This window comes from Streptobacillus notomytis (genome assembly GCF_001902585.1).
Classification (GTDB): Bacteria; Fusobacteriota; Fusobacteriia; order Fusobacteriales; family Leptotrichiaceae; genus Streptobacillus; species Streptobacillus notomytis.
Window position 1 is genome coordinate 13975 of the sequence record NZ_LKKV01000034.1, and the last position, 21208, is coordinate 35182.

A 21208-nucleotide genomic window follows, 5' to 3' on the forward strand; every position below is an offset into this window, starting at 1 on the left:
ATTTCCTTTCCTAATCCAAAGTATATTCAAAATTCATAACATCTCTTGCTGTAATCCTCATTGTTGTTCCACTAGCATTAATACCTATATCATAAACATAATTTAAAAATTCATCACTTTTCAAAATCTTTTCTGCAATTTCTAATGACAGATCTCCTTTTTGATATATACATATCCCTGAATAAGGTACTTGGTTTTTAGTAATGTGATGTATTTTAACTTCTTCTGTTATCAAAGTAGATAACAATAATTTTTCTTGATTAAGATGACTTAATGCTTGTGATCTTCCAAACTCGAACCATTTTGCATTTTTATCTTTATCACGCTTATTTAATCTTTTACTAAAGGATTTTAAATAGCTGCACACTCCTGGAAATTGTTGTATAAACTCTGATTCTTCAAAGCGCAATATACTATTATTTTCTCCATATGAGTATGGAAAAATCAAAAATTCTTTTCGGGCATACTGCAATGACCTTGGACTAACGGCTTCCCTTAATACTGATTTTTCAATTTTATACCCATTAACCAATATATGTTCATTATATTCTTCATAATTTTTTATTATAAACACTTCATTTAATAACGTAGCAATCGAACACATTGCATTAAAATCATCACCAAATTTTCTTTTTTTATTTTCTTTAACAACTTCTTTTTTTCTAAAAATCCACTTATTTGTTAAACTATTTTTATGCAATGTTATTTCTCGTTTTTTCACCTTATCTACATATTGAATATCGTTATTGTTCTGTGTGCCATTACAAATAATAATAGCAGAAGAAATTAATTTATTTTCAAAGAGTTTTTCTGTTGTATAATCAATTATTACTGACAAATGAGGTAACATAAAGATACGCAATCTATCTGCAAATCTATTCTTAAAAATGTTGTTAGGAATCAGATAAGCTAATTTACCATCATCGGCTAATACTTTTATAGACATTTCAATAAAAGCATAATAATAGTCTGGTTTCCCATCTGAACACACTATAAAATTCTTTTTAATGAAAGATCTTGTAGTTTTATTTAAATCTGAATATGTTATATACGGAGGATTTCCTATAATAAAATCGAATTTTTCGCTAATAGAACTTTTTAAGAAATCATTCTGTACGATATTCCATTTAACACAATCAATATTATATTTTTGCGCGATTTTATTTAAATTATCTATACAATTCACTTTGTGCTTCTCATCTATTTCATTTCCATATATATCATTTTCCAACCCATAGATTATCCGATCTTTAGAAAAATTTTGTTTTAAGCAGTCTACAATATATCTATCAACAATTTCAACAAGAAAAGCTCCATCACCACAAGAATTTTCTAGAACCTTTTTCCCATATAGCTTTTCTATATATCCAACTTGATTTAATATCTCAACGACAATATTGTGAGGAGTAAATACTTGACATTCAATATTAATACTTTCCATATATTCACTCTCCTTTACCATATAGTTTTTAACTTGAATTAGTACCTTTTCTACTAAATCATTTTAAAATGTCTTAACGCATCCATGATAGCTTCCTCTTTTTCCGGTGTGCATTGTGGAATAACTTGTTTCTCTTTTTTTGATTTATTATAATGCTCCCTTAATTCAATACCACATTTCTTTTTAATCTGAGCAATATAGAGTGTCGAAACCTTTAAATCAAATTTTTCTAATATATATTCCTTGATTTGTGCATAGGTTGCTTTACTTTCAGCACTTGTCAAATCAAGCTCGTCCAGCTTAATTTCAACATCTATATGCTTATCGACATCAAGTTTGGACAATAGTGCTACCGTCTCCACATGTGGTGTATAACCAAACATATCTACACACACTACTCTTTTTAATATATATGAATTATCTTCAAAAATCTTTAAATCTTCAGCAAGAGTTTTGGGATTACATGAAACATAAATAATATGCTTAACTTCATATTCTAATAATTTAACTATAGTTTTTTCTCCAACACCACTTCTTGGAGGATCTAGTATTAATATATCTGGTTTAATATTTTCTTTATCAAATTCCCTTAATTTTTCAAATACATCTCCATCTATAAATTTTGCATTTGTTATTCCATTTTTTAAAGCATTCTCATTTGCTTTAATAACAGCTTCTTCTATTAATTCTATTCCGTAAACTTCCTTTGAATATTTAGATACAATTTGACCTATGGTACCTGTACCGCTAAATAAATCAAATACTATTGGTTTTTCATTAAATTTATTGGTTATTAATAATAAATTATTTATTACTTCTTGATATAGTTTTTCAACTCCAAATGAGTTAGTTTGAAAGAATGAATAAGGGCTAATCTTAAAATTTAAGTCAAATAATTTTTCAGTAATATCTCTTTTACCGTATAATATTATCTCTTTATCAGCTTTTACTGTATCAGATTTATTATCATTAATAGTATGAATAATTGATTTTAATTCCATACTAAGATCTAAATTAAGTAACTTTTCCTTATATTCACTAATAATATCATAGTTTTCTGCTTGAGATGTAGTAACTATATTCACTCCAAGCTCCCTTGTTTTTTCACCTTTTCTAATAACTAAATTACGTAAAAAACCTATATGTGTTAATCTATGATAAAAACTTATTTCTTTCTTAGAAAAAAAATCATTAGTAAATTTAGCTATTTTTCTAAAGTTTTCATCCATTAATTTACATTCATTTACATTAACTATATCATGAAATGAATTTTTTTTATGTAATCCTAAAATTATTGGACCATCTTTATACTCATTTCCAAAACTAAATTCCATTTTATTTCTATATTCTTTATCTTTATCCATAGTAACTATAGGAAGTTTTTCATAATCTTTAGTTTTTACAACATTATCAATTAATTTATACACTAAATTAGCTTTAAGCTCTGCTTGCTTTTCATAGCTAAGGTATTGAAATGAGCAACCACCACAACTATTAAATTTTTCACAAAAAGGTTTTGCAACATTTTCAGAACTTTCAAATATTACTATATCCCTTAATTCTATCTTATTATTTTTTATTTTTCCTATTCTAGCTTGAATTTTTTGACCTGGTACTACATTAGTATTGGCAAAACATTTTCTATCATCATTTTCTAGATATCCATATGGTTTTGCTGGAAAATCTATACCAACAATGTCAAGATTTACTATATCACCTTTTTTCATTTACACTCATTCTCAACATATTTTTTTAATCTTTTAATTGCTTCATCTATTATCTCATCACTTTGAGTAACAGATAATCTAAAATATCCTTCAACATTAAAACATATACCAGGAACTACACCTAATTCTGTTTTTTCTAATAAATCTAATGCAAAATCTAAAGATTTTTTATTAGAAAACATTGTATAGTCAACAAAAAGATAAAATGCTCCTTTTGGTTCAATAACTTTAAACCCTATTTCTCTTAAACCATTCATCATACGCTTTAATTTAGATTTGTTAACTTTTACTACATCTTCTCTTGTAGGTATATGTTCACAAGCGTAAATAGCTCCTAATTGACCTACTGTATTTACACCTGTCATTGTATATTGTCCAACTTTATTCATATTATTTATAACTTCCTCTGAAGCTAAAGTATATGCAACTCTGTATCCTGTCATAGAATGAGATTTAGAAAATCCATTTATTACAACTATTTTATCTATTAAATCTGTATATCTTGCAAAAGAATTATACTTATCAAATGCAAGAACTGAATAAATTTCATCACTTAATAAATATATATCATACTTTCTTAACAATTCAGCAACTTTATCCATTTCTTCTAGAGACATAACTGTCCCTGTTGGATTATTAGGATAAGTAAGTATTATAACTTTAGTTTTTGGTGTTATATATTTTTCTAAAATATCAGCTGTTAATTCAAAATCAGTGTGTTTTAAATCAATATATACAGGTTTAGCATTCATAAGTAATATATTTGGCTCATATCCAGGATATGTAGGAGTTGGTAATATTACTTCATCACCAGGTTGTAATACAGTTCTTAAAAAAGAAGATATCCCTTCAGTAGATCCAGCATTAGCTAAAGCATTTTTCCAAGTATAATTTGAACCATAAAGTTTATTATAATATTTAGCAACAGCTTCTCTATATGCTATAGCTCCTCCAGTATTTGTATATCCTATTTTTTCGTTTAAAGTAACCTCTGACATATATTTTTTTAGCTCATGAGGCAAATCATTCCCAGGTTCACCTATAGTCATGTTAATTCCATTTTTAAATTCTGGCATTCTTGCTGAAATTTGTCTAATAATTGAAATTTGTAAATTTCTTACTACTTCATTAATATGCATTTATCCTCCTATTTATTTAAATGTCTTTTTAAGAATTTTCCTGTATAAGATTCTTTATGTTTCATAATTTTATCTGGTGCCCCCTCAACTACAATATATCCACCTTTATCTCCACCTTCAAGACCTATATCTATAATATGATCTGCACATTTTATAACATCTAGATTATGTTCAATAACAACAACACTATTTCCTTTTGAAACTAATCTATCTAAAACTATTAAAAGTTTTCTTACATCTTCAAAATGTAGCCCAGTTGTAGGTTCATCTAAGATATACATAGTTCCTTCTTTTGTAACCTTTGATAATTCAGAAGCAAGTTTTATTCTTTGAGCTTCACCACCAGAAAGAGTTGTTGCAGGTTGTCCTAATGTAATATAGTCCATTCCTACATCAATTAAAGTTTGAAGCTTTCTTTTTAATGATGGTATTGCTTCAAAAAATTCATATGCATCTATAACACTCATATCTAATACTTCTGAAATATTCTTACCTTTATATTTAACTTCTAAGGTTTCTTTATTATATCGCTTACCTTTACACATTTCACATTCTACATATACATCAGGTAAAAAATTCATTTCTATTTTATTAATTCCAGCTCCAGAACATGTTTCACATCTTCCACCCTTTACATTAAATGAAAATCTTCCTTTATCAAATCCTCTAACTTTTGAATCATTAGTTTCTGAAAATATAGCTCTAATATCATCAAATATCTTAGTATAAGTAGCAGTATTTGATCTAGGTGTTCTACCTATAGGACTTTGATCTATATTAATAACTTTTTTCACTTTATCTAATCCATCTACTTTTCCATGTTTTAATGGGAACATTGTTTTTTCATTTAAATAGTTATGTAATATAGGATAAAGAGTTTGATTAATTAAACTCGATTTACCGCTACCACTTACTCCTGTTACAACTGTAAATATCCCCAACGGAATTTTTAAATTCACACCTTTTAAATTATTACCATAGCAATCATTGATTTTTAAATATTCTTTTGATTTTCTAAGTTTTTTAGGTACTTCTATTTGAATTTCTTTATTTAAATATTTAGCTGTAAGCGACTTTCCTTCTTTAATAACATCATCAGGTTTTCCATAAGATATTACTTCTCCACCAAACTTACCTGCATTAGGTCCTATATCGATTAAATAATCTGATTCTATCATTGTATCTTCATCATGTTCCACTACTATTAATGTATTTCCAATATCTTTTAAATCTTTTAAAGTACTCAATAGCTTATCATTATCTCTTTGATGAAGTCCTATACTTGGTTCATCTAAAACATATATTACTCCTGTTAATCTTGACCCTATTTGAGTTGCAAGTCTTATACGTTGTGATTCACCACCAGAAAGTGTTTTAGTCATTCTATCTAATGAAAGATAATCTAGTCCAACATTAATTAAAAAAGATAATCTATTCTTTATCTCTTTTAATATTTCTTCAGCAATTTGTTTCTCTTTTTCAGTTAAATTTAAATTTTCAAAAAAATTTAAAGAATTAACTATACTCATATTTGTAACATCAATAATATTTTTATCATTAATAGTAATAGCAAGAACTATATCATTTAATCTTTTACCACTACATTTAGAGCAACTAGTTTCTATCATATATCTATTTTGAATTTCTTCTCTATTAGAATCACTCATTGACTCTTTATGTCTTCTTTTAACAAGATTTATAAGTCCCTCAAAAGTTTTCATTCCATCATAATCATAATCTTTAGTATGAATCGAAAATTGGTATTCTTTATCACTTCCATAAAATATTAGATCTTTTTCTTTTTGTGATAATTTTTTAAAAGGTTTATCTGCATCAATATTATGTCCTTCTAAAAATGATTTAAATAATTTCCAAGTCCAAGATGTAGGTGAACTACCTCCAACAACAGATAATGCACCTTCATTAATAGAGATATTTTCATTTAATAAAATGGCATCCATATTAACTTCTAAAGATGACCCTAGACCATTACATTCCTCACAAGCTCCATAAGGTGCATTAAATGAGAAAAGTCTTGGATTGATTTCTGGAAATGATATATCAGGATGATTACTACATACAAAATTTTCACTGTATTTATAGTCTAATCCATTTATATTTACAATTAAATTACCTTCAGATAATTTTGTTGCATTAACTATAGCCTCATTTATTCTTGAGATATTTTCTTCTTTAAATACTATTCTATCAGTAATTAATTCAATATTATGTCTTTTATTTTTATCTAATTCAATGCTATCATCAAGCTCAAGTATTGTTCCATCTACTCTTACTCTTAGATATCCTTGTCTTGATAAATTAATAAATAAATTTTTAAAACTTCCTTTTTTATCTATTATTATAGGAGATAAAAAGATTAATTTATCTTTATCTTTACACTTTAAATGTACTTCATTAGTAATTTCTTCTATACTTTGTTTTTTAACCAAAGATTTACAAACAGGGCAATGTGCACTACCAATATTACCCCATAAAAGTCTCATATAATCATATATTTCTGTCATTGTACCAACTGTTGATCTTGGATTTTTGGAAACAGATTTTTGTTCTATTGATATTGCTGGTGATAACCCTTCAATACTATCTACCTCTGGTTTTTTCATTTGACCTATAAATTGTCTTGCATATGCTGATAAACTTTCAACATACCTTCTTTGACCTTCAGAATATATTGTTTCAAACGCAAGAGATGATTTTCCACTACCACTTACTCCCGTAATTACAACAAATTGATTCTTAGGTATATCTATATCAATATTTTTAAGGTTGTGTTCCCTAGCACCTCTTATTTTAATATATTCCATTTTTGCTCCTTTATTCATTATTTATATTTAAATATAATATACTAAGTAATAATACTAAACCTGCTAATATTCTAATAGGATCTAAAATATTTCCTAAAATGAAAATATCTATAAAAACAGATGTTAAAGGAAATGCTAATTCAGAAACAGTAGAATATATTGCCTTTGTATTTTGCAATCCTTTGTAGTAAAAATTAGCAGCTATTACTCCCCAAATCGCAATAAATATAGCTAGTAATATTATTTGATTATTTGAAATTAAATATATTATATCAATCTTAGTTTGAGTTATATTTAACAATAATAGTAAAAAAGTTATTATTGTTGTAAACATAAATCTTATAAATGTAGATAAGTTAGCGTTATACTTCATAGCAACCTTTCTACTAAAAGTTGTTGATAAACCAAAAGAAATTGCAGCAATTAACGAATAAATCGCAGAGTATACAGATTTAATCTCTATATCGAATGGACTGTTTAGTCCAAAAGTTAAAAAATGTAATGAGATAATAGAAATTATAAATACTATCTTAAATTTATGTGTAATTTTTTCTTTTAATATAAAATAGGCTGATAATATTGCAAATACAGGTTGTGATTTTTGTATTAATATGACTAAGCTATATGGATTAAATTCACTTAATTGTAATGCTTTTACAATAGATAAAGTGCCTATAGTTCCTCCAAACAATGCTATTAATAAGAAATATAATTTATCAGATAAATTTACTTTCTTTATTTCCTTTATATATTCTCTCTTAGTAATTAACATAAATAAAAAGGGTAAAAGATGAGCTATGAATACTATTAAAACAACATTATATAAACCATATTTAAAATAACGTGGTGTTAATAATACTCCATCTATCCCCCACATTATCGCTCCTAAAATAATAAGAAGCCATGATAAATTCATTTTTTCACCTACTTTTTCTTTTTGTTTATATTAAATAATGCAAGTTTAATTAATTCTTGCATATTTAGTTCTCTAATCTTTTCATCTTCCATAATTTGACTTACATTAATTCTTTCATAACCTAAAGATTCTAATGCTAATCTTAAATTTTCTTTCTTATTATATAATTCTATCATATCTTTGCTAGAAGCATTGCTTGTTATTTTTAACCCTTCTAGCTTATCAGAAAGATCTACCATTATTTTTTCTGCTTTTTTCATTCCTATACCTGGAACTTTTGCAAGTTCTTTAAAATTTTTTGAAGAAGCTATAGCAGCTAATTCTTCAAACTCAAAATTAGATAATATTGCAATTGCTTTTTTAGCTCCTATACCATTTATTGCAATGCATTCAAGAAAAATACTTCTTTCAAGTTCACTTTTAAACCCAAAAAATGAAATATCATCTTCTTTAACTATAGTATGTATGTATAACTTATCTTTTTCTCCAATTGAATTAAGCTTATCATAAGTTTTTATAGATGTATATATCTTATAACCTACTCCATTAATATCTATAACAACATAATTAAGATTTTTTACGCTTAATATACCCTCAAAATACTCATACATTTTATTCTCCTCTTATTTCAAAAATATTATCGGTCTCAATCGAGAAAATATTCTTCAAATTATTCTTAAATTGCATCTTATTTCCTGAAACATAAAAAAATGTTTTAGAATCTTCTTCTTTATGTTTTATTAAATCTCTATCATTAATAATTTTTACAATCTCAATTGATGGATCAATTATATCAATATTAGAATAAAGTGATTTTATTGATTCTTTTAAAATAGAATAATGCGTACATCCAAGTATAAGGCTGTCAATTTCTTTACTCATATTATCAATATATTTATTTATTAACTCATCTATATCTTTCCCTTTAATATTTCCATTTTCTATTGCAGGTACTAATAAAGGGCAAGATTTATCTATCACCTTTATACTTGAATTAATATTATTTAAATTTTGTGTATATTTTTTAGAATTTACTGTTGCCGTAGTTGCAATCAAACCTATGTTTTTACTTTTATTATTTATCGCACCCTCTACTCCTGCCTCAATTACTCCAATAATATTAACATCATATTTTTCTTTTATTTCATCAAGTGCAAGTGATGTTGCAGTATTACAAGCAACAACAATCAACTCAACTTTTTTGGTTAATAAAAACTCAACTATTTCACTTGAGTATTTAATTATCTCATCTTTACTTTTTTCTCCATATGGCAATCTAGCTGTATCTCCAAAAAAATGAATATTAATATTAGGATATTGTTTTCTAATTTCATTTAATACAGTTACTCCTCCCATACCAGAGTCAAAAATTCCTATAGACATATTTGTCACCATTCTTTTCAATTTTTAGATAAAGTATCTATAAATAAAAACATTAATATTTTCAAATTTACATTAGAATTTATTGCTAACTTATATTCTAATAATTCTTCAAGATAATTTAAAGTTTTAAATTTAGAATATTTATTTATACAAGTATTCATAAATGTTTTTATTCTTTCTCTACTTTTTTTATTATCATTATTTACTAATAATACTGACAATAGATCATCTTTTAAAATTATTACATCAATTTCTTTCATAAATTTAATATTATTTATTAAATAATCTATTGCATATTGATATGATATAACTGTAAATACATTTATTTCATCAAAATAGTTTTTAATAGAGTTAACAGCCTCTTCTAAAGAATCTATTTTATATACTTCTAAATCAATTAAATCTTTTCTATCTAGATACATATTTAAATAATCAACATTATTTTCTAAAAAATTAAACATTTCTATATTTTTAGTTATATTCTCAGTATCTACACTTAAGTTTAAATTTAATATTATAGATCTTGATTTAATAGTCTCAAGTATCTCTAATCTTCTTGTAAGTAGTATAAAATATACATTTTGTGGCGGTTCTTCTATTACTTTTAAAAGTGCATTCAAAGGTTCCTTCTTTATAGTTTCAATTGAATCAATGATATATATTTTTTTATCAGAAATATATGGACTTTCAACTGAACCTATTATTATTTCCCTTACATCATCAATTTTCAATTCAAAGTAATAACTTACATCTGGATGAGATAATACATCCGTATTAAATTCATTAAGTAACATAGATGTAAATATTTTAGCTTTTTCTAATAAAGATATCCTATTATCTGCAAAAAACATGAAAGTTGCACTTTTTTTCAAATTTAATATTTCATTTTTAAATATTTCCATATTAATTTTCTCTCATTTGTAATGTTTTCAATAAATTCTTATTATCAAACGCCTTTCCTCCACCAAGAACAACTGAATCTAACGGATGATCTGATAAGTACACTTTTACCTTTACTTCCTGTTCTACCAATGTAGTGAAATTCTTAATCATAGAACCTCCACCCGTCATTACAATACCATTATCTAAGATATCAGCAGCTAATTCAGGTGGTGATTTTTCAAGTACTTCTTTAGCTGTATTAATTATTGAATGAAGCGATGATCTTATAGCTTCATAAACTTCATTAGAATTAATTTCTAAAGAAACTGGTGTTTGAACTTCTAATTGTCTCCCTTTAATAGTCATTACTTTAGGTTCTTCTTCATATGTTGCAGTAGCTAATTCTTTCTTAATCTTTTCTGCTGTTCTATCACCTATCAATAAATTATATTTATTTCTTACATATCTTACTATATCCTCATCAAATTTATTCCCAGCAATTCTTATAGATTTTGAAGCTATAACTTCATCTAATGAAAGTATAGCAACGTCAGTTGAACCTCCACCAATATCTATAACCATATTACCAGCTGGTTTAGATATATCAATTCCTGAACCAATAATTGCAGCTCTTCCTTCTTCTATTATATATATCTTTTTAGCTCCACTAACAGAATCAAATAATGCTTTTCTTTCTACAGGAGTAACTTCTAAAGGAACACAAATCATTACTTCTGGTTTAAATATTGAACTTCCATATATTTTATACATAAAATGCGAAAGCATTTCACGAGTTGCATCTAAATCAGCAATTACTCCATCTTTAAGAGGCTTAATAGCTTCAATACTATCAGGCGTTTTCCCTAACATTTCTCTTGCATCTTTACCAACAGCAATAACTTTTCCAGTTTTTTTATCTCTTGCTAAAACTGATGGTTCATTTAAAACTATTTTATCTTCCTGCTTATCATATATAAGTATATTAGCAGTACCTAAATCTATTGATATATTCTTATTTATTCTAAGAGATCTTATTATTCTTTTTATAAAATTTTTATTAAGCATTTATTTTACCTTCCTATCAACTGTTTTTATTCCAAACTTTAATAGTTCATCACGTATCATATCAGACAATGCATAATTTTTATTGATTCTAGCATCCTCTCTAATTCTATTTAATAATTCTATTAATTTTTCACTTAAAATGTCATTTTTATCTTTTTCCATCTTTATCCCCAAAACATTAATTATATATTTTTCTAAAACTTCAATTACTAGTACAATTTCTTTAAATACTGATGAATTTAAATGTCTATTAGTTTTTCTAATTAAATCATGTATACACGATATTGCCAAAGGCGTATTTAAATCATCATTTAAAGCTGAATTAAAATTAAGTTCAAACTCATTTATATCTTTTATGATCTCAATATTTGAATTATTATCAACTACTAATTGCTTATATCTATCAATATTATCTATTATTGAATTTAATGTTTTTTTAGATATTTCCAAATTCTCTATAGAGTAATTTATAGGTTTTCTATAATGGGTTGATAACATGAAAAATCTAACTACATCTCCAGAATAATTTTTTAAAACTTCTCTTAATGTAATAAAATTACCCAAGGACTTGCTCATTTTTTCTCCATTTATTTCTAAGAAACCATTATGGAGCCAATAATTTGCAAAGGAAGATTTTTCATTACAAAAACAAATGCTTTGAGCTCTTTCATTTTCATGATGAGGAAATAATAAGTCTATTCCTCCTGCATGTATATCAAAATTATCTCCTAAAAATTCTCTACTCATTACAGAACATTCAATATGCCAACCAGGTCTACCTTTAGAAAAAGGTGAATCCCAATAAGGTTCATTTTCTTTCATTTTTTTCCATAATACAAAATCTAGAGGATTTTCTTTTTTATCATCTTTACTAATTCTTACACCAACTGATAAATCTTCTAATCTTTGATTGGATAACTTACCGTATTCTGAATATTTATTAACTCTAAAAAAAACGTCTCCATCTGAAATATATGCATATCCCTTATCAATAAGCCCTTCTATCATTTGTATAATTTCAGGTATATATTCACTTACTTTTGGTCTTTTTACAATATCAAGTATATTTAATTTAGAAATATCTTCCATAAAAGCTGCTATATATTTTTTTGAAATTTCCTCAAATAAAATAGCTTCTTCTATACTTTTATTAATAATTTTATCATCTATATCTGTAAAATTTTGAACAAATGAAACTTCATAACCTTGATTTATAAAATGTCTTGCAAGAGTATCAAAAACTATAACAGGTCTTGAGTTACCAAAATGTATATAATTATACACAGTTGGTCCACATACATAAATTCCAACTTTGTTTTCATTAATAGGTATAAATTCTTCTAATCTATTATTTAAACTATTATATATTTTCATTTTTTCTCCTCTATTTCAATGTCACTATAGTAATACCTAGTCCACCTTCACTAGGGTGTCCATCTTTAAATTCTGAAACATAAACAGACTTTTTAAGATATTCATGTATTTTTTTTCTAAGAATCATAGTTCCTTTTCCATGTATAATTGCAACATTAGTGAACCCGTTTAAAATAGCTCTATTAAAATATATCTCTATTTCTTCTATTGCTTCTTCTGCAATTTTTCCTCTAACATCAATTTCACCTTTAACATGAGTAACCTTTGAATTAATCACATTAGTAAAACTATTATTCTTTTTCTTAGGTATTTTAGCAACATCTTCAAAGGCAACAGTTATTTTTAAAATTCCTGCTTGAACCTGTAAAGATTCTTTTTCTGGAATAATTCTAAGAACTTTTCCAACTTGATTTAATGTTTTCACCAAAACTTCTTCATTTATTTCAAATTTCAAATTAGATTTAATATGTTTCTTTTCAACAATATTTTCTTTTTTACTATCTTCTATATATTGTCTTATCATATTTATATTTTTTTGTAGTATTTTGGCTTCTTCTTTCTTAATATTATCTGAATTGATTTTATCAACTAAGGCTTTTGCTTTATTCTGCATATCTTTAATATAGTCGTCAGCTTTTTTATATGCATCTTTTAATATGTTGTTTTTTTCTTTTTCAAACTCAGCTAACTTATTTTCATAATCACTTTTAGCTTCTACAAGTTCTTGTTTAAGTTTTTCAATCTCAAAATTCATAATTTCAAGATTATCATTTTTTTCTTTTATTGAAGCTAACATTTTTTCAACTTCTCTATTATCTTCACTAATATATGATCTAGCATTCTCAATAATTTCTTCGTTTATTCCATATTTTGAGGCAATTATCAAAGCATTTGATTCTCCAGGTATACCAACTAATAATCTATATGTTGGAGATAAAGTTTCAGCATTAAATTCCATAGATGCTGATTTTATTCCCGAATGAGTGTATGCATGTGCCTTAACTTGACTATAATGTGTTGTTATAAGTGCTTTTATTTTTCTTTCAAGTATATGATCAATTATAGCCATTGCAAAGGCTGCTCCTTCACTAGGGTCTGTTCCTGATCCTAATTCATCTAATAATATTAAAGATTTCGAAGTTGCTTCATTTAATATTTCTGAAATTGATCTAACATGAGAAGAAAAAGATGACAAGTTCTGTTCTATACTTTGTTCATCTCCTATATCAGATAAAACATTATCAAACATACCTATTATAGATTTATCACTAGCTGGTATTGCTAAACCAGATAATGCCATTAAAGTGAATAATCCTGCAACTTTTAATGTTACTGTCTTACCTCCTGTATTTGGACCAGTAATTAACATAACCTTATCATTTTCATCTAAATCAAAAGTTAAAGGTACTACTTTATCTCTATCTATAAAAGGATGTCTTGCATCTTCTAAATGTATTTTTACATTATTAACTATTTTAGGAATATTTGATTTTGTTTCCAATACATACTCAACTTTAGCATTTAAAAAATCAAGTCTTTCTAACAATTCTTCAACAACTTTTAAATCTTCAAGTTTACCTCTAAGTATTTCTGTTAATCTTAAAAGTATTTTTCTTATTTCTTCTTTTTCTCTTGCTTCATATTCTCTTAATTTATTATTTAACGATACAACATTTAAAGGTTCTATAAATGAAGTTGAACCTGTTGAAGATCTATCATGTTCTATTCCTCTTACCAGTCCCTTAAAATCTGTTTTTATAGCAATAACATATCTTTCATTTCTTTTAGTAATGATCTTATCTTGTATTGCTCTTTGTGTATCTTTATTATTTATTAATGCTTCAAACTTTTCTTTTATATTATTAAAAATGATATTTTTTTGTTTTCTAATATCAATCAAAGTTAAACTAGCATCATCTTTTATACTTCCATTATCATCTACTACTTCATTTATAAAATTCTCAATATCTTTTAAATCATTTAAATCTTTAAATATATTCCATATTTGCTTATATTTATCTCTAACATTTTTAGACCTTGATTTAGATATTCTATAAATCACCAAATTTTTTCTTAATTCATGTAATTCATCAACTTCTAAATAATTTCCAAAAATTGAAATAACTTTTAAAAATCTATTTATACTTGATAATTGACTTAAATCAAATCCATCGTCAAATTTGTAAAAGTCTATTAAATCTTGGAGTATAGCAAATTCCTTATCTAACTCACTTTTTTCTTTAAACATTTTTAAATCTATAAATTTTTCTTTAGTTGATTCTAATTTTGATTTATCTATTAAATTATTAAGTATTTTATGGTATTCTAATACTTCATATTTTTTATTCATAATGTTATCCTTCATTGTACTCTATAATTTTGAATTATATCATATTTTGTATATTTTGTGAATATCTATAAAGTAGCTAAAATATTTGAAAATACAATGAAAATAACAATATTTTTTAACTAAACTTTCTTAGTTCTATTACAATTAAAAACCTCCAATATTTTAAATAATCTTAGTAACTTTAAACTTATTATGATATTTTTTAAGCATATACAAAATTATCTAGTAATTCATTAAATATTTCAAAAGTATTATTATTTAACCACTTAACTTTCTACCTATTCTAGTTTTATTTTTTAATATTTCTTTTTTGAATTCGAAAATACCCTCATTACTGCTTTTTCCAGTAAAGAGGGTACATATAAAAATAAAAAAACAGTCCTTTCAAATTAGACTGTTATTCTTATTATAGTTCACAAATAACTTTTTATTTTTTCTTATCTATTCAACTATTTCTTCTGCTGACGCTTTTAGTACTCTTCTTCCTCTATATTCACCTGTTTCAAGATTTAATCTGTGAGGTCTTCTTACACTACCATTTGCTTCAACAACAAATTTTGGAGCATTTATTGAATCATGTGCTCTTCTCATATTTCTTTTCGCTTTTGATGTTCTTTTCTTAGGTACTGCCATTTTGAGCTCCTTTCTACATAATCTAATTGTAATTATGTCATTACATGTAATTTTGTATTAATACAATCTATTCTACAAAATTTTTATATCTTTGTCAAGGTATACTCTACATATTTAGTAATATTTTTCTAATTGTTCATCATCAAGTTCTAACACTTCATTTACTGATAATCCTGAAACTAATGCTCTAATTTCAGAACCAGTAACAGTTTCTTTTTCCTTTAATAAAGTAGCTATATTTTCTAATGTATCTTTATTATCCTTCAACAAATTCAATGTTTCTTCATATTTAAATTTCAATAATTTTCTAACTTCTAAATCAATTTCTCTAGCTGTTTCATTACTTAAATCAGAACTTAACGTAAATCCATTATCTGAATGTTCATAATTTATTGGTCCAAGTTCACTCATACCAACACTAGAAACTAATAATTTTGCAAGCTCAGTTGCTCTTTTAATATCTGAATATGCACCAGTTGCTATATCATCCATCATTAATTCTTCTCCTGCTCTTCCAGCAAATAGTACATTTATTTCAGCAAGTATTTGTTTTCTAGTTTTACCTAAAGTTTCTTCAGGTAAAGGCATCATATATCCTCCAGCATCTCCACGAGGTATTATTGTAACTTTGTGAACTTTATTTGCACCAGGTATTAAAGTTGCAGCTAAAGCATGACCACCTTCATGATATGCTAACATATCCTTATCTCTTTTTGAAATTATTTTACTTCTTTGTCCTAATCCCATTCCTACTTTATCTACTGCTTCATCTAAATCTTCCATAGTGATCTCATCACTATTTCTTCTTGCAGCAAGAATGGCGGCTTCATTTAATAAGTTTTCTAAATCTGCTCCTACAAATCCAGGAGTTATTTTAGCTATATCTTCTAATTTTACATCAGATGCTAATTTCTTATTTCTACTATGAACTTTAAGTATTTCAACCCTTCCTTTAACATCTGGTTTTGAAACTTCAATTCTTCTATCAAATCTTCCACCTCTTAATAATGCAGGGTCTAAAACATCTGATCTATTTGTGGCTGCCATTACTATAATTCTTTGATCTGTATCAAATCCGTCCATTTCAACTAATAATTGGTTTAGAGTTTGTTCTCTTTCTTCATTTCCTCCACCACCATTTTTATTTTGTCCTCTTCTTCTACCTACAGCATCTATTTCATCTATGAATATAATAGCAGGTGATTCTTTTTTAGCATCTTTAAATAATTCTCTAACACGTGAAGCCCCAACACCAACATAAAGTTCTATAAACTCAGAACCTGAAATAGGGAAAAAGGCTGCCTCAGATTCACCAGCAACAGCTTTTGCAAGTAATGTTTTACCTGTACCTGGTTCACCTAATAATAAGACACCTTTAGGTACTCTTGCTCCTGCCTTTTCAAATCTTGCTGGATTTTTTAGAAATTCTACTATTTCTTTTAATTCTTCTTTTTCTTCTGTTAATCCTGCAACATCTGAAAATTTAACATTTGGTCTTTCACTTATTTTTCCTTTTCCTTTTCCAATATTAAATGGGTTACCTATTCCTCCTCCAGAAGCACCCATCATTTTCTTATTAATAAAATAGAAAAATAATAATAAGATAAGTAATGGAGCAAAACTAAAAATAATACGTGTTATCATTGAAGATAAAGGTGTACCTAATACAACAATATTAACATTTTTTTCTTTTGCAATCTCCATTAAATAATTATCTTGACCTAATCTATCAGTCAATTTATTAGTTTCAAAAACTTCTACTTTTCCAGCAACTTTTTTTATACCAGTTAATTTTTCTTGATTTTCTCTAATTTCTTTAATTTCACCTTGTTTAACCTTATTTACAAATTGTGTATAACTAATTTCACGTTTTTCTTCAAATAAAGCTACCTTATTTCCATAAAAATAGAAAAGTGTAGACATAATTACAAGTATAAATAAAAAGAATATAGGTGGTTTAACTCTGAAAGAGATGTTATTATTTTTATTTTTTAAACTTTCTATTCTTTTTTTAATCTCTTCAGCATTTTCATCATCAGAAATATATACCTTTTTTTTAGATTTTTCTTCCTTATTTTTTTCATCTTGATTTTGAATATATTCTTGATTTTCATTTTGTTCATCAAGAACTTCATCATCTTTAATATTTTTATCTTCCATCATTTCTCCTAATATATAAGTAATATTTATTTATAGACCCTTTTCTTCTTGTCTTAAAAAAATATCCTGCTAGCATTAGCATATTTTCATACAAAACTACTGGCATTTTATCTCTTATTAACTTATCAACTTTATTATCTATAAATAATTTTTTCAACTTTTTATTATCCAATCTATCCCCATTTATTCTAGTTCTAACAACAAATGTAGAATATTCATCAAAAGTATCTAAACTAAGTATATTATACATTCTATTAGATATTTTTTCAAGTCTAGTTGAGTCAACATAACCTACCTTAAACCCATTAAATTCTACTTCATTATTTAAAGTAAGTATAATGTTTTCTGAGCTTTTTTGTAGATCAGTTTTTTTTAATATTTTATTATTGTCATATGACTTATACCAAATATATTCATTACCCAAATCTATAATTTTAGTTTCATTTTTATCTAAAATATTATATATTTGTTCAATTTTTTTTGTATTTAATTTTATATTTTTTTCATTTAAACTATTCAAAATATATTCATATTTTTTATCGTTTATATTTACAACATTTTTGTGAATTTTAACTATATTATCTATATACTTAGAATTAATTTCTTCTAGTACTGGAAAAACTAAATTTCTAATTTTATTTCTACTGTAATTATTTTCAAGATTTGTTTTATCAATTATGTATTCATTATACACTTGATTAAGTATGTCATCTTTTGAAATGTATAATATAGGTCTAATAATATCATCTCTTTTAACCTTTATACCCTCTAGACCATTTAGTCCTGTACCTCTTATTATTCTAAATAGAATAGTCTCAGCATTATCAGTTTTATTATGCCCTGTCGCAATTTTTATATATCCTATCTCTTTTTTCAAATTACTTAAAGCTTGATATCTTAATTCTCTTGCCTTTTCTTCACTAAATTTTTCCAATTTAATATCTAATATAGTATATTTTAAACTATATTTATTGGCAATTTTTTTTACTAACGCTATATCTTTATACACATCATCTCTAAAATTATGGTTTACATACCCTAAGTGTAATTCTAAATTATATTCTTCTTTTATTTCTAATAATTTTTCTAAAAGGAATACTGAATCTGGTCCAGCAGAAAAAGCTATCAAAATTTTATCATTTTTTTCAATTAAATTATTAGCTTCAATAAAATTTCTAAACATTTTATTCTCCTTTCTTTACTACTTCAACTCCTTTATAGAAAAAATGTATTATATCAACATAAGACATATTATGATCTATAGCCATAGATCTTGAACTCCATTGTGAAAATCCTACTCCATGTCCATAACCTGAACCAACAACATTTAAACCATCATTTGTAATATCTAATGCAAATGAAGTGGATTTTATCTTAGAAGGTGAAAACTCTTTTCTAAAATTATTACCTGTATAAGAAATTTCTTTACTTTTATCTTTATTATATAATATCAATTTTGAAACTCTATTACTATCAGTATAGTAAATATCAAAATCAAAAACTTTAAATCCTATTTTATCCATAATAATGTTATTATCTATCTTATATTCCCAAGTTAATACAGATGAATGAACATCTTTAGAATAATTATCCTCAATAGCTTGTAAATAAGGAACATCATTTCCCCAGACTTCTTTACCACTTGCAGTATATCCTCCACTATATGAATGAAAAACAGCATCTATTATTTTACCATTATGTGCTATTACTTCTCCATTAGTTTCATCAATTGCTTTTCTAACATTTTCAATGTTTTTATCTACTATACCTTTATAAACCTGTGATAAAACATTATCATAAACATCAAATTTTTCCCTATTTCTCAAAATATTTTTATATGCATAACTTCTTGCAATTACAGTTTGAGCTTTCAAAGCTTCTAATGGAAAAGAAGCTGGCATTTCATAAGGTATTACTCCCAATAAGTACTTTTCCATATTTAATGTATTTATTATGATCAATTTAGAATCAACAGCTTTAATATACATATCTCCATAAAAAGAATATTTATCAATTTTTACTATACTATTTTTATTTGTAATAGTAATTTCATCATATATTTTGCCATTCATATGTATTTTATTATCAATTGCTTCTAAAATAAATTTTAAATTTTTTGGATATTCTTTATTTATTAACATATTACTATCTAATTCAAAATCTAGATTTTGCTTTTCTAAATTTGTTAATTTTACTCTAATATCATCTTTTAATTTTTTTTCTTCCCTAACTTTAACACCTGCATTTTCTATCGTCTTATATTCTATAGTAGAACATGAAAATAAAAGGAAAAATAAAAATACTAATTTTAATTTTTTCATTTTAATGATCTTCTCTTTCTTAAATGTTCATCATGAGTTTCTGAATAATAAGTGTCCTTTCCATTCATAAAGAAGAATAAATGTTCTCCTTCTTTTGCATTAATTGTTTCTATTATTGTTTCTTTTGAAGGACTACATACTGGTGTAGGTGGTAACCCTTTATGCTTGTATGTGTTATATAGCGATTGACTTTTCATCAATTCTTTTTTATAAGCTTTTCTTCCTAATTCATATTTTAATGTAGCATCAGATTGAAGCAACATATTTATTCCTAATCTTTTTTTGAAAACACCTGCAACCTTAGATTTATGTTCGAATTCTCCTGTTTCAAGTTCTACTATAGATGCTAATTTAATATCATCATAAAATTTCTTTTTATCTGGATATTTTTTAGGTGGAAATTGTCTCACAAATTCACCTAATATAATTTTAGCTACATCTAATGGTTTTGCTCCTTTAGGAATTAGATATGTTTCTGGATAAAGATATCCATCAAAATTATCTTTTTCATGGTAATATGGGAAATCAACAGAATTTAAAGCCTTTATCATCTCTTCTTTTGTGGCTAATCCCAATCTTTCAATTCTAGCAAGAACCTTTTTTTGAGTAAACCCTTCTGGTATAGTCAAAGTAATATTATCTGATGATATATATCTATTTGGCATTCCATTTAACAACATATATTTAGATATAATCTTATCCTTAAATCTATACTTACCTTCTTTAATATTAGACAAGTCTGGATTAAACTTTAAATAAATTTTATCAAATATATTGTATTTAAAATTAAATTTCTCATATATTTTTTTTATAGTTTCACCTTTACCTACAAAAATTATTTCTTCTTTAACTTCTTTTTTATTAAATTTAAAATCTATAATAGCGTAAGCTAAAGATAATAAAAATAGTAATGGTATTATCATTTTCTTTTTCATTTTTCTCCTTTATTAAAATATACATATCATTTTATTTGATATGTATATTTAATTATA

At 25.5% G+C, this 21208-nt stretch carries 16 protein-coding genes; all 16 read right to left on the reverse strand.

Going from position 1 to position 21208, the window contains the following annotated elements; translation table 11 throughout:
* Positions 1–10: 10 nt before the first annotated feature.
* The 16 genes from BUE91_RS01265 to mltG all read right to left on the reverse strand — a co-directional run bounded on the left by BUE91_RS01265 (position 11) and on the right by mltG (position 21151).
* Complete coding sequence (locus BUE91_RS01265) at positions 11–1441, reverse strand: Eco57I restriction-modification methylase domain-containing protein (protein ID WP_083573710.1); 1431 nt, start codon at positions 1439–1441, stop codon at positions 11–13.
* Positions 1442–1494: 53 nt separating this feature from the next.
* Entirely contained in the window at positions 1495–3168 is a 1674-nt protein-coding gene (gene rlmD, locus BUE91_RS01270; protein WP_073507687.1) for a 23S rRNA (uracil(1939)-C(5))-methyltransferase RlmD, read from the reverse strand.
* Positions 3165–4307: a pyridoxal phosphate-dependent aminotransferase gene (locus tag BUE91_RS01275; RefSeq protein ID WP_073507688.1), complete on the reverse strand. Its 1143-nt coding sequence runs from the start codon at positions 4305–4307 to the stop codon at positions 3165–3167. The genes rlmD and BUE91_RS01275 overlap by 4 nt, the downstream gene beginning before the upstream one ends.
* An 8-nt stretch (positions 4308–4315) precedes the next feature.
* A complete protein-coding gene (uvrA, locus tag BUE91_RS01280; protein WP_073507689.1) occupies positions 4316–7132 on the reverse strand; it encodes an excinuclease ABC subunit UvrA in 2817 nt (938 codons plus the stop codon).
* Positions 7133–7142: 10 nt separating this feature from the next.
* On the reverse strand, positions 7143–8048 hold the full coding sequence (locus BUE91_RS01285; protein ID WP_073507690.1) for a DMT family transporter: 906 nt from the start codon (positions 8046–8048) through the stop codon (positions 7143–7145).
* Between the two features lie 8 nt (positions 8049–8056).
* Positions 8057–8659: a Holliday junction branch migration protein RuvA gene (gene ruvA, locus BUE91_RS01290; RefSeq protein ID WP_073507691.1), complete on the reverse strand. Its 603-nt coding sequence runs from the start codon at positions 8657–8659 to the stop codon at positions 8057–8059.
* A 1-nt stretch (position 8660) separates the two neighbouring features.
* Positions 8661–9431 carry a glutamate racemase gene (gene murI / locus BUE91_RS01295; protein ID WP_073507692.1) on the reverse strand — a complete coding sequence of 257 codons (771 nt, stop codon included), beginning with the start codon at positions 9429–9431 and terminating at the stop codon, positions 8661–8663.
* Positions 9432–9448: 17 nt separating this feature from the next.
* Complete coding sequence (locus BUE91_RS01300) at positions 9449–10333, reverse strand: hypothetical protein (protein ID WP_073507693.1); 885 nt, start codon at positions 10331–10333, stop codon at positions 9449–9451.
* 1 nt (position 10334) lies between these two features.
* Positions 10335–11378 carry a rod shape-determining protein gene (gene mreB / locus BUE91_RS01305; RefSeq protein WP_073507694.1) on the reverse strand — a complete coding sequence of 348 codons (1044 nt, stop codon included), beginning with the start codon at positions 11376–11378 and terminating at the stop codon, positions 10335–10337.
* Positions 11379–12752 (reverse strand): cysteine--tRNA ligase, encoded by a 1374-nt coding sequence (gene cysS / locus BUE91_RS01310; protein ID WP_073507695.1) that lies wholly within the window; start codon positions 12750–12752, stop codon positions 11379–11381. It abuts the gene before it with no gap.
* A 10-nt stretch (positions 12753–12762) separates the two neighbouring features.
* Positions 12763–15102: an endonuclease MutS2 gene (locus BUE91_RS01315; protein WP_073507696.1), complete on the reverse strand. Its 2340-nt coding sequence runs from the start codon at positions 15100–15102 to the stop codon at positions 12763–12765.
* A 441-nt stretch (positions 15103–15543) separates the two neighbouring features.
* Positions 15544–15735, reverse strand: a complete 192-nt coding sequence (rpmF, locus tag BUE91_RS01320; protein ID WP_066900601.1) for a 50S ribosomal protein L32 — start codon at positions 15733–15735, stop codon at positions 15544–15546.
* Positions 15736–15849: 114 nt separating this feature from the next.
* Positions 15850–17895 carry an ATP-dependent zinc metalloprotease FtsH gene (gene ftsH, locus BUE91_RS01325; RefSeq protein ID WP_073507697.1) on the reverse strand — a complete coding sequence of 682 codons (2046 nt, stop codon included), beginning with the start codon at positions 17893–17895 and terminating at the stop codon, positions 15850–15852.
* Positions 17885–19078 carry a tRNA lysidine(34) synthetase TilS gene (tilS, locus tag BUE91_RS01330; RefSeq protein WP_073507698.1) on the reverse strand — a complete coding sequence of 398 codons (1194 nt, stop codon included), beginning with the start codon at positions 19076–19078 and terminating at the stop codon, positions 17885–17887. The genes ftsH and tilS overlap by 11 nt, the downstream gene beginning before the upstream one ends.
* A 1-nt stretch (position 19079) precedes the next feature.
* Positions 19080–20216 carry a SpoIID/LytB domain-containing protein gene (locus BUE91_RS01335; RefSeq protein WP_073507699.1) on the reverse strand — a complete coding sequence of 379 codons (1137 nt, stop codon included), beginning with the start codon at positions 20214–20216 and terminating at the stop codon, positions 19080–19082.
* The gene (mltG, locus tag BUE91_RS01340; protein ID WP_066900609.1) at positions 20213–21151 is read right to left on the reverse strand and encodes an endolytic transglycosylase MltG; all 939 of its coding nucleotides are present in this window, start codon (positions 21149–21151) and stop codon (positions 20213–20215) included. The genes BUE91_RS01335 and mltG overlap by 4 nt, the downstream gene beginning before the upstream one ends.
* Between the last annotated feature and the right edge of the window lie 57 nt (positions 21152–21208).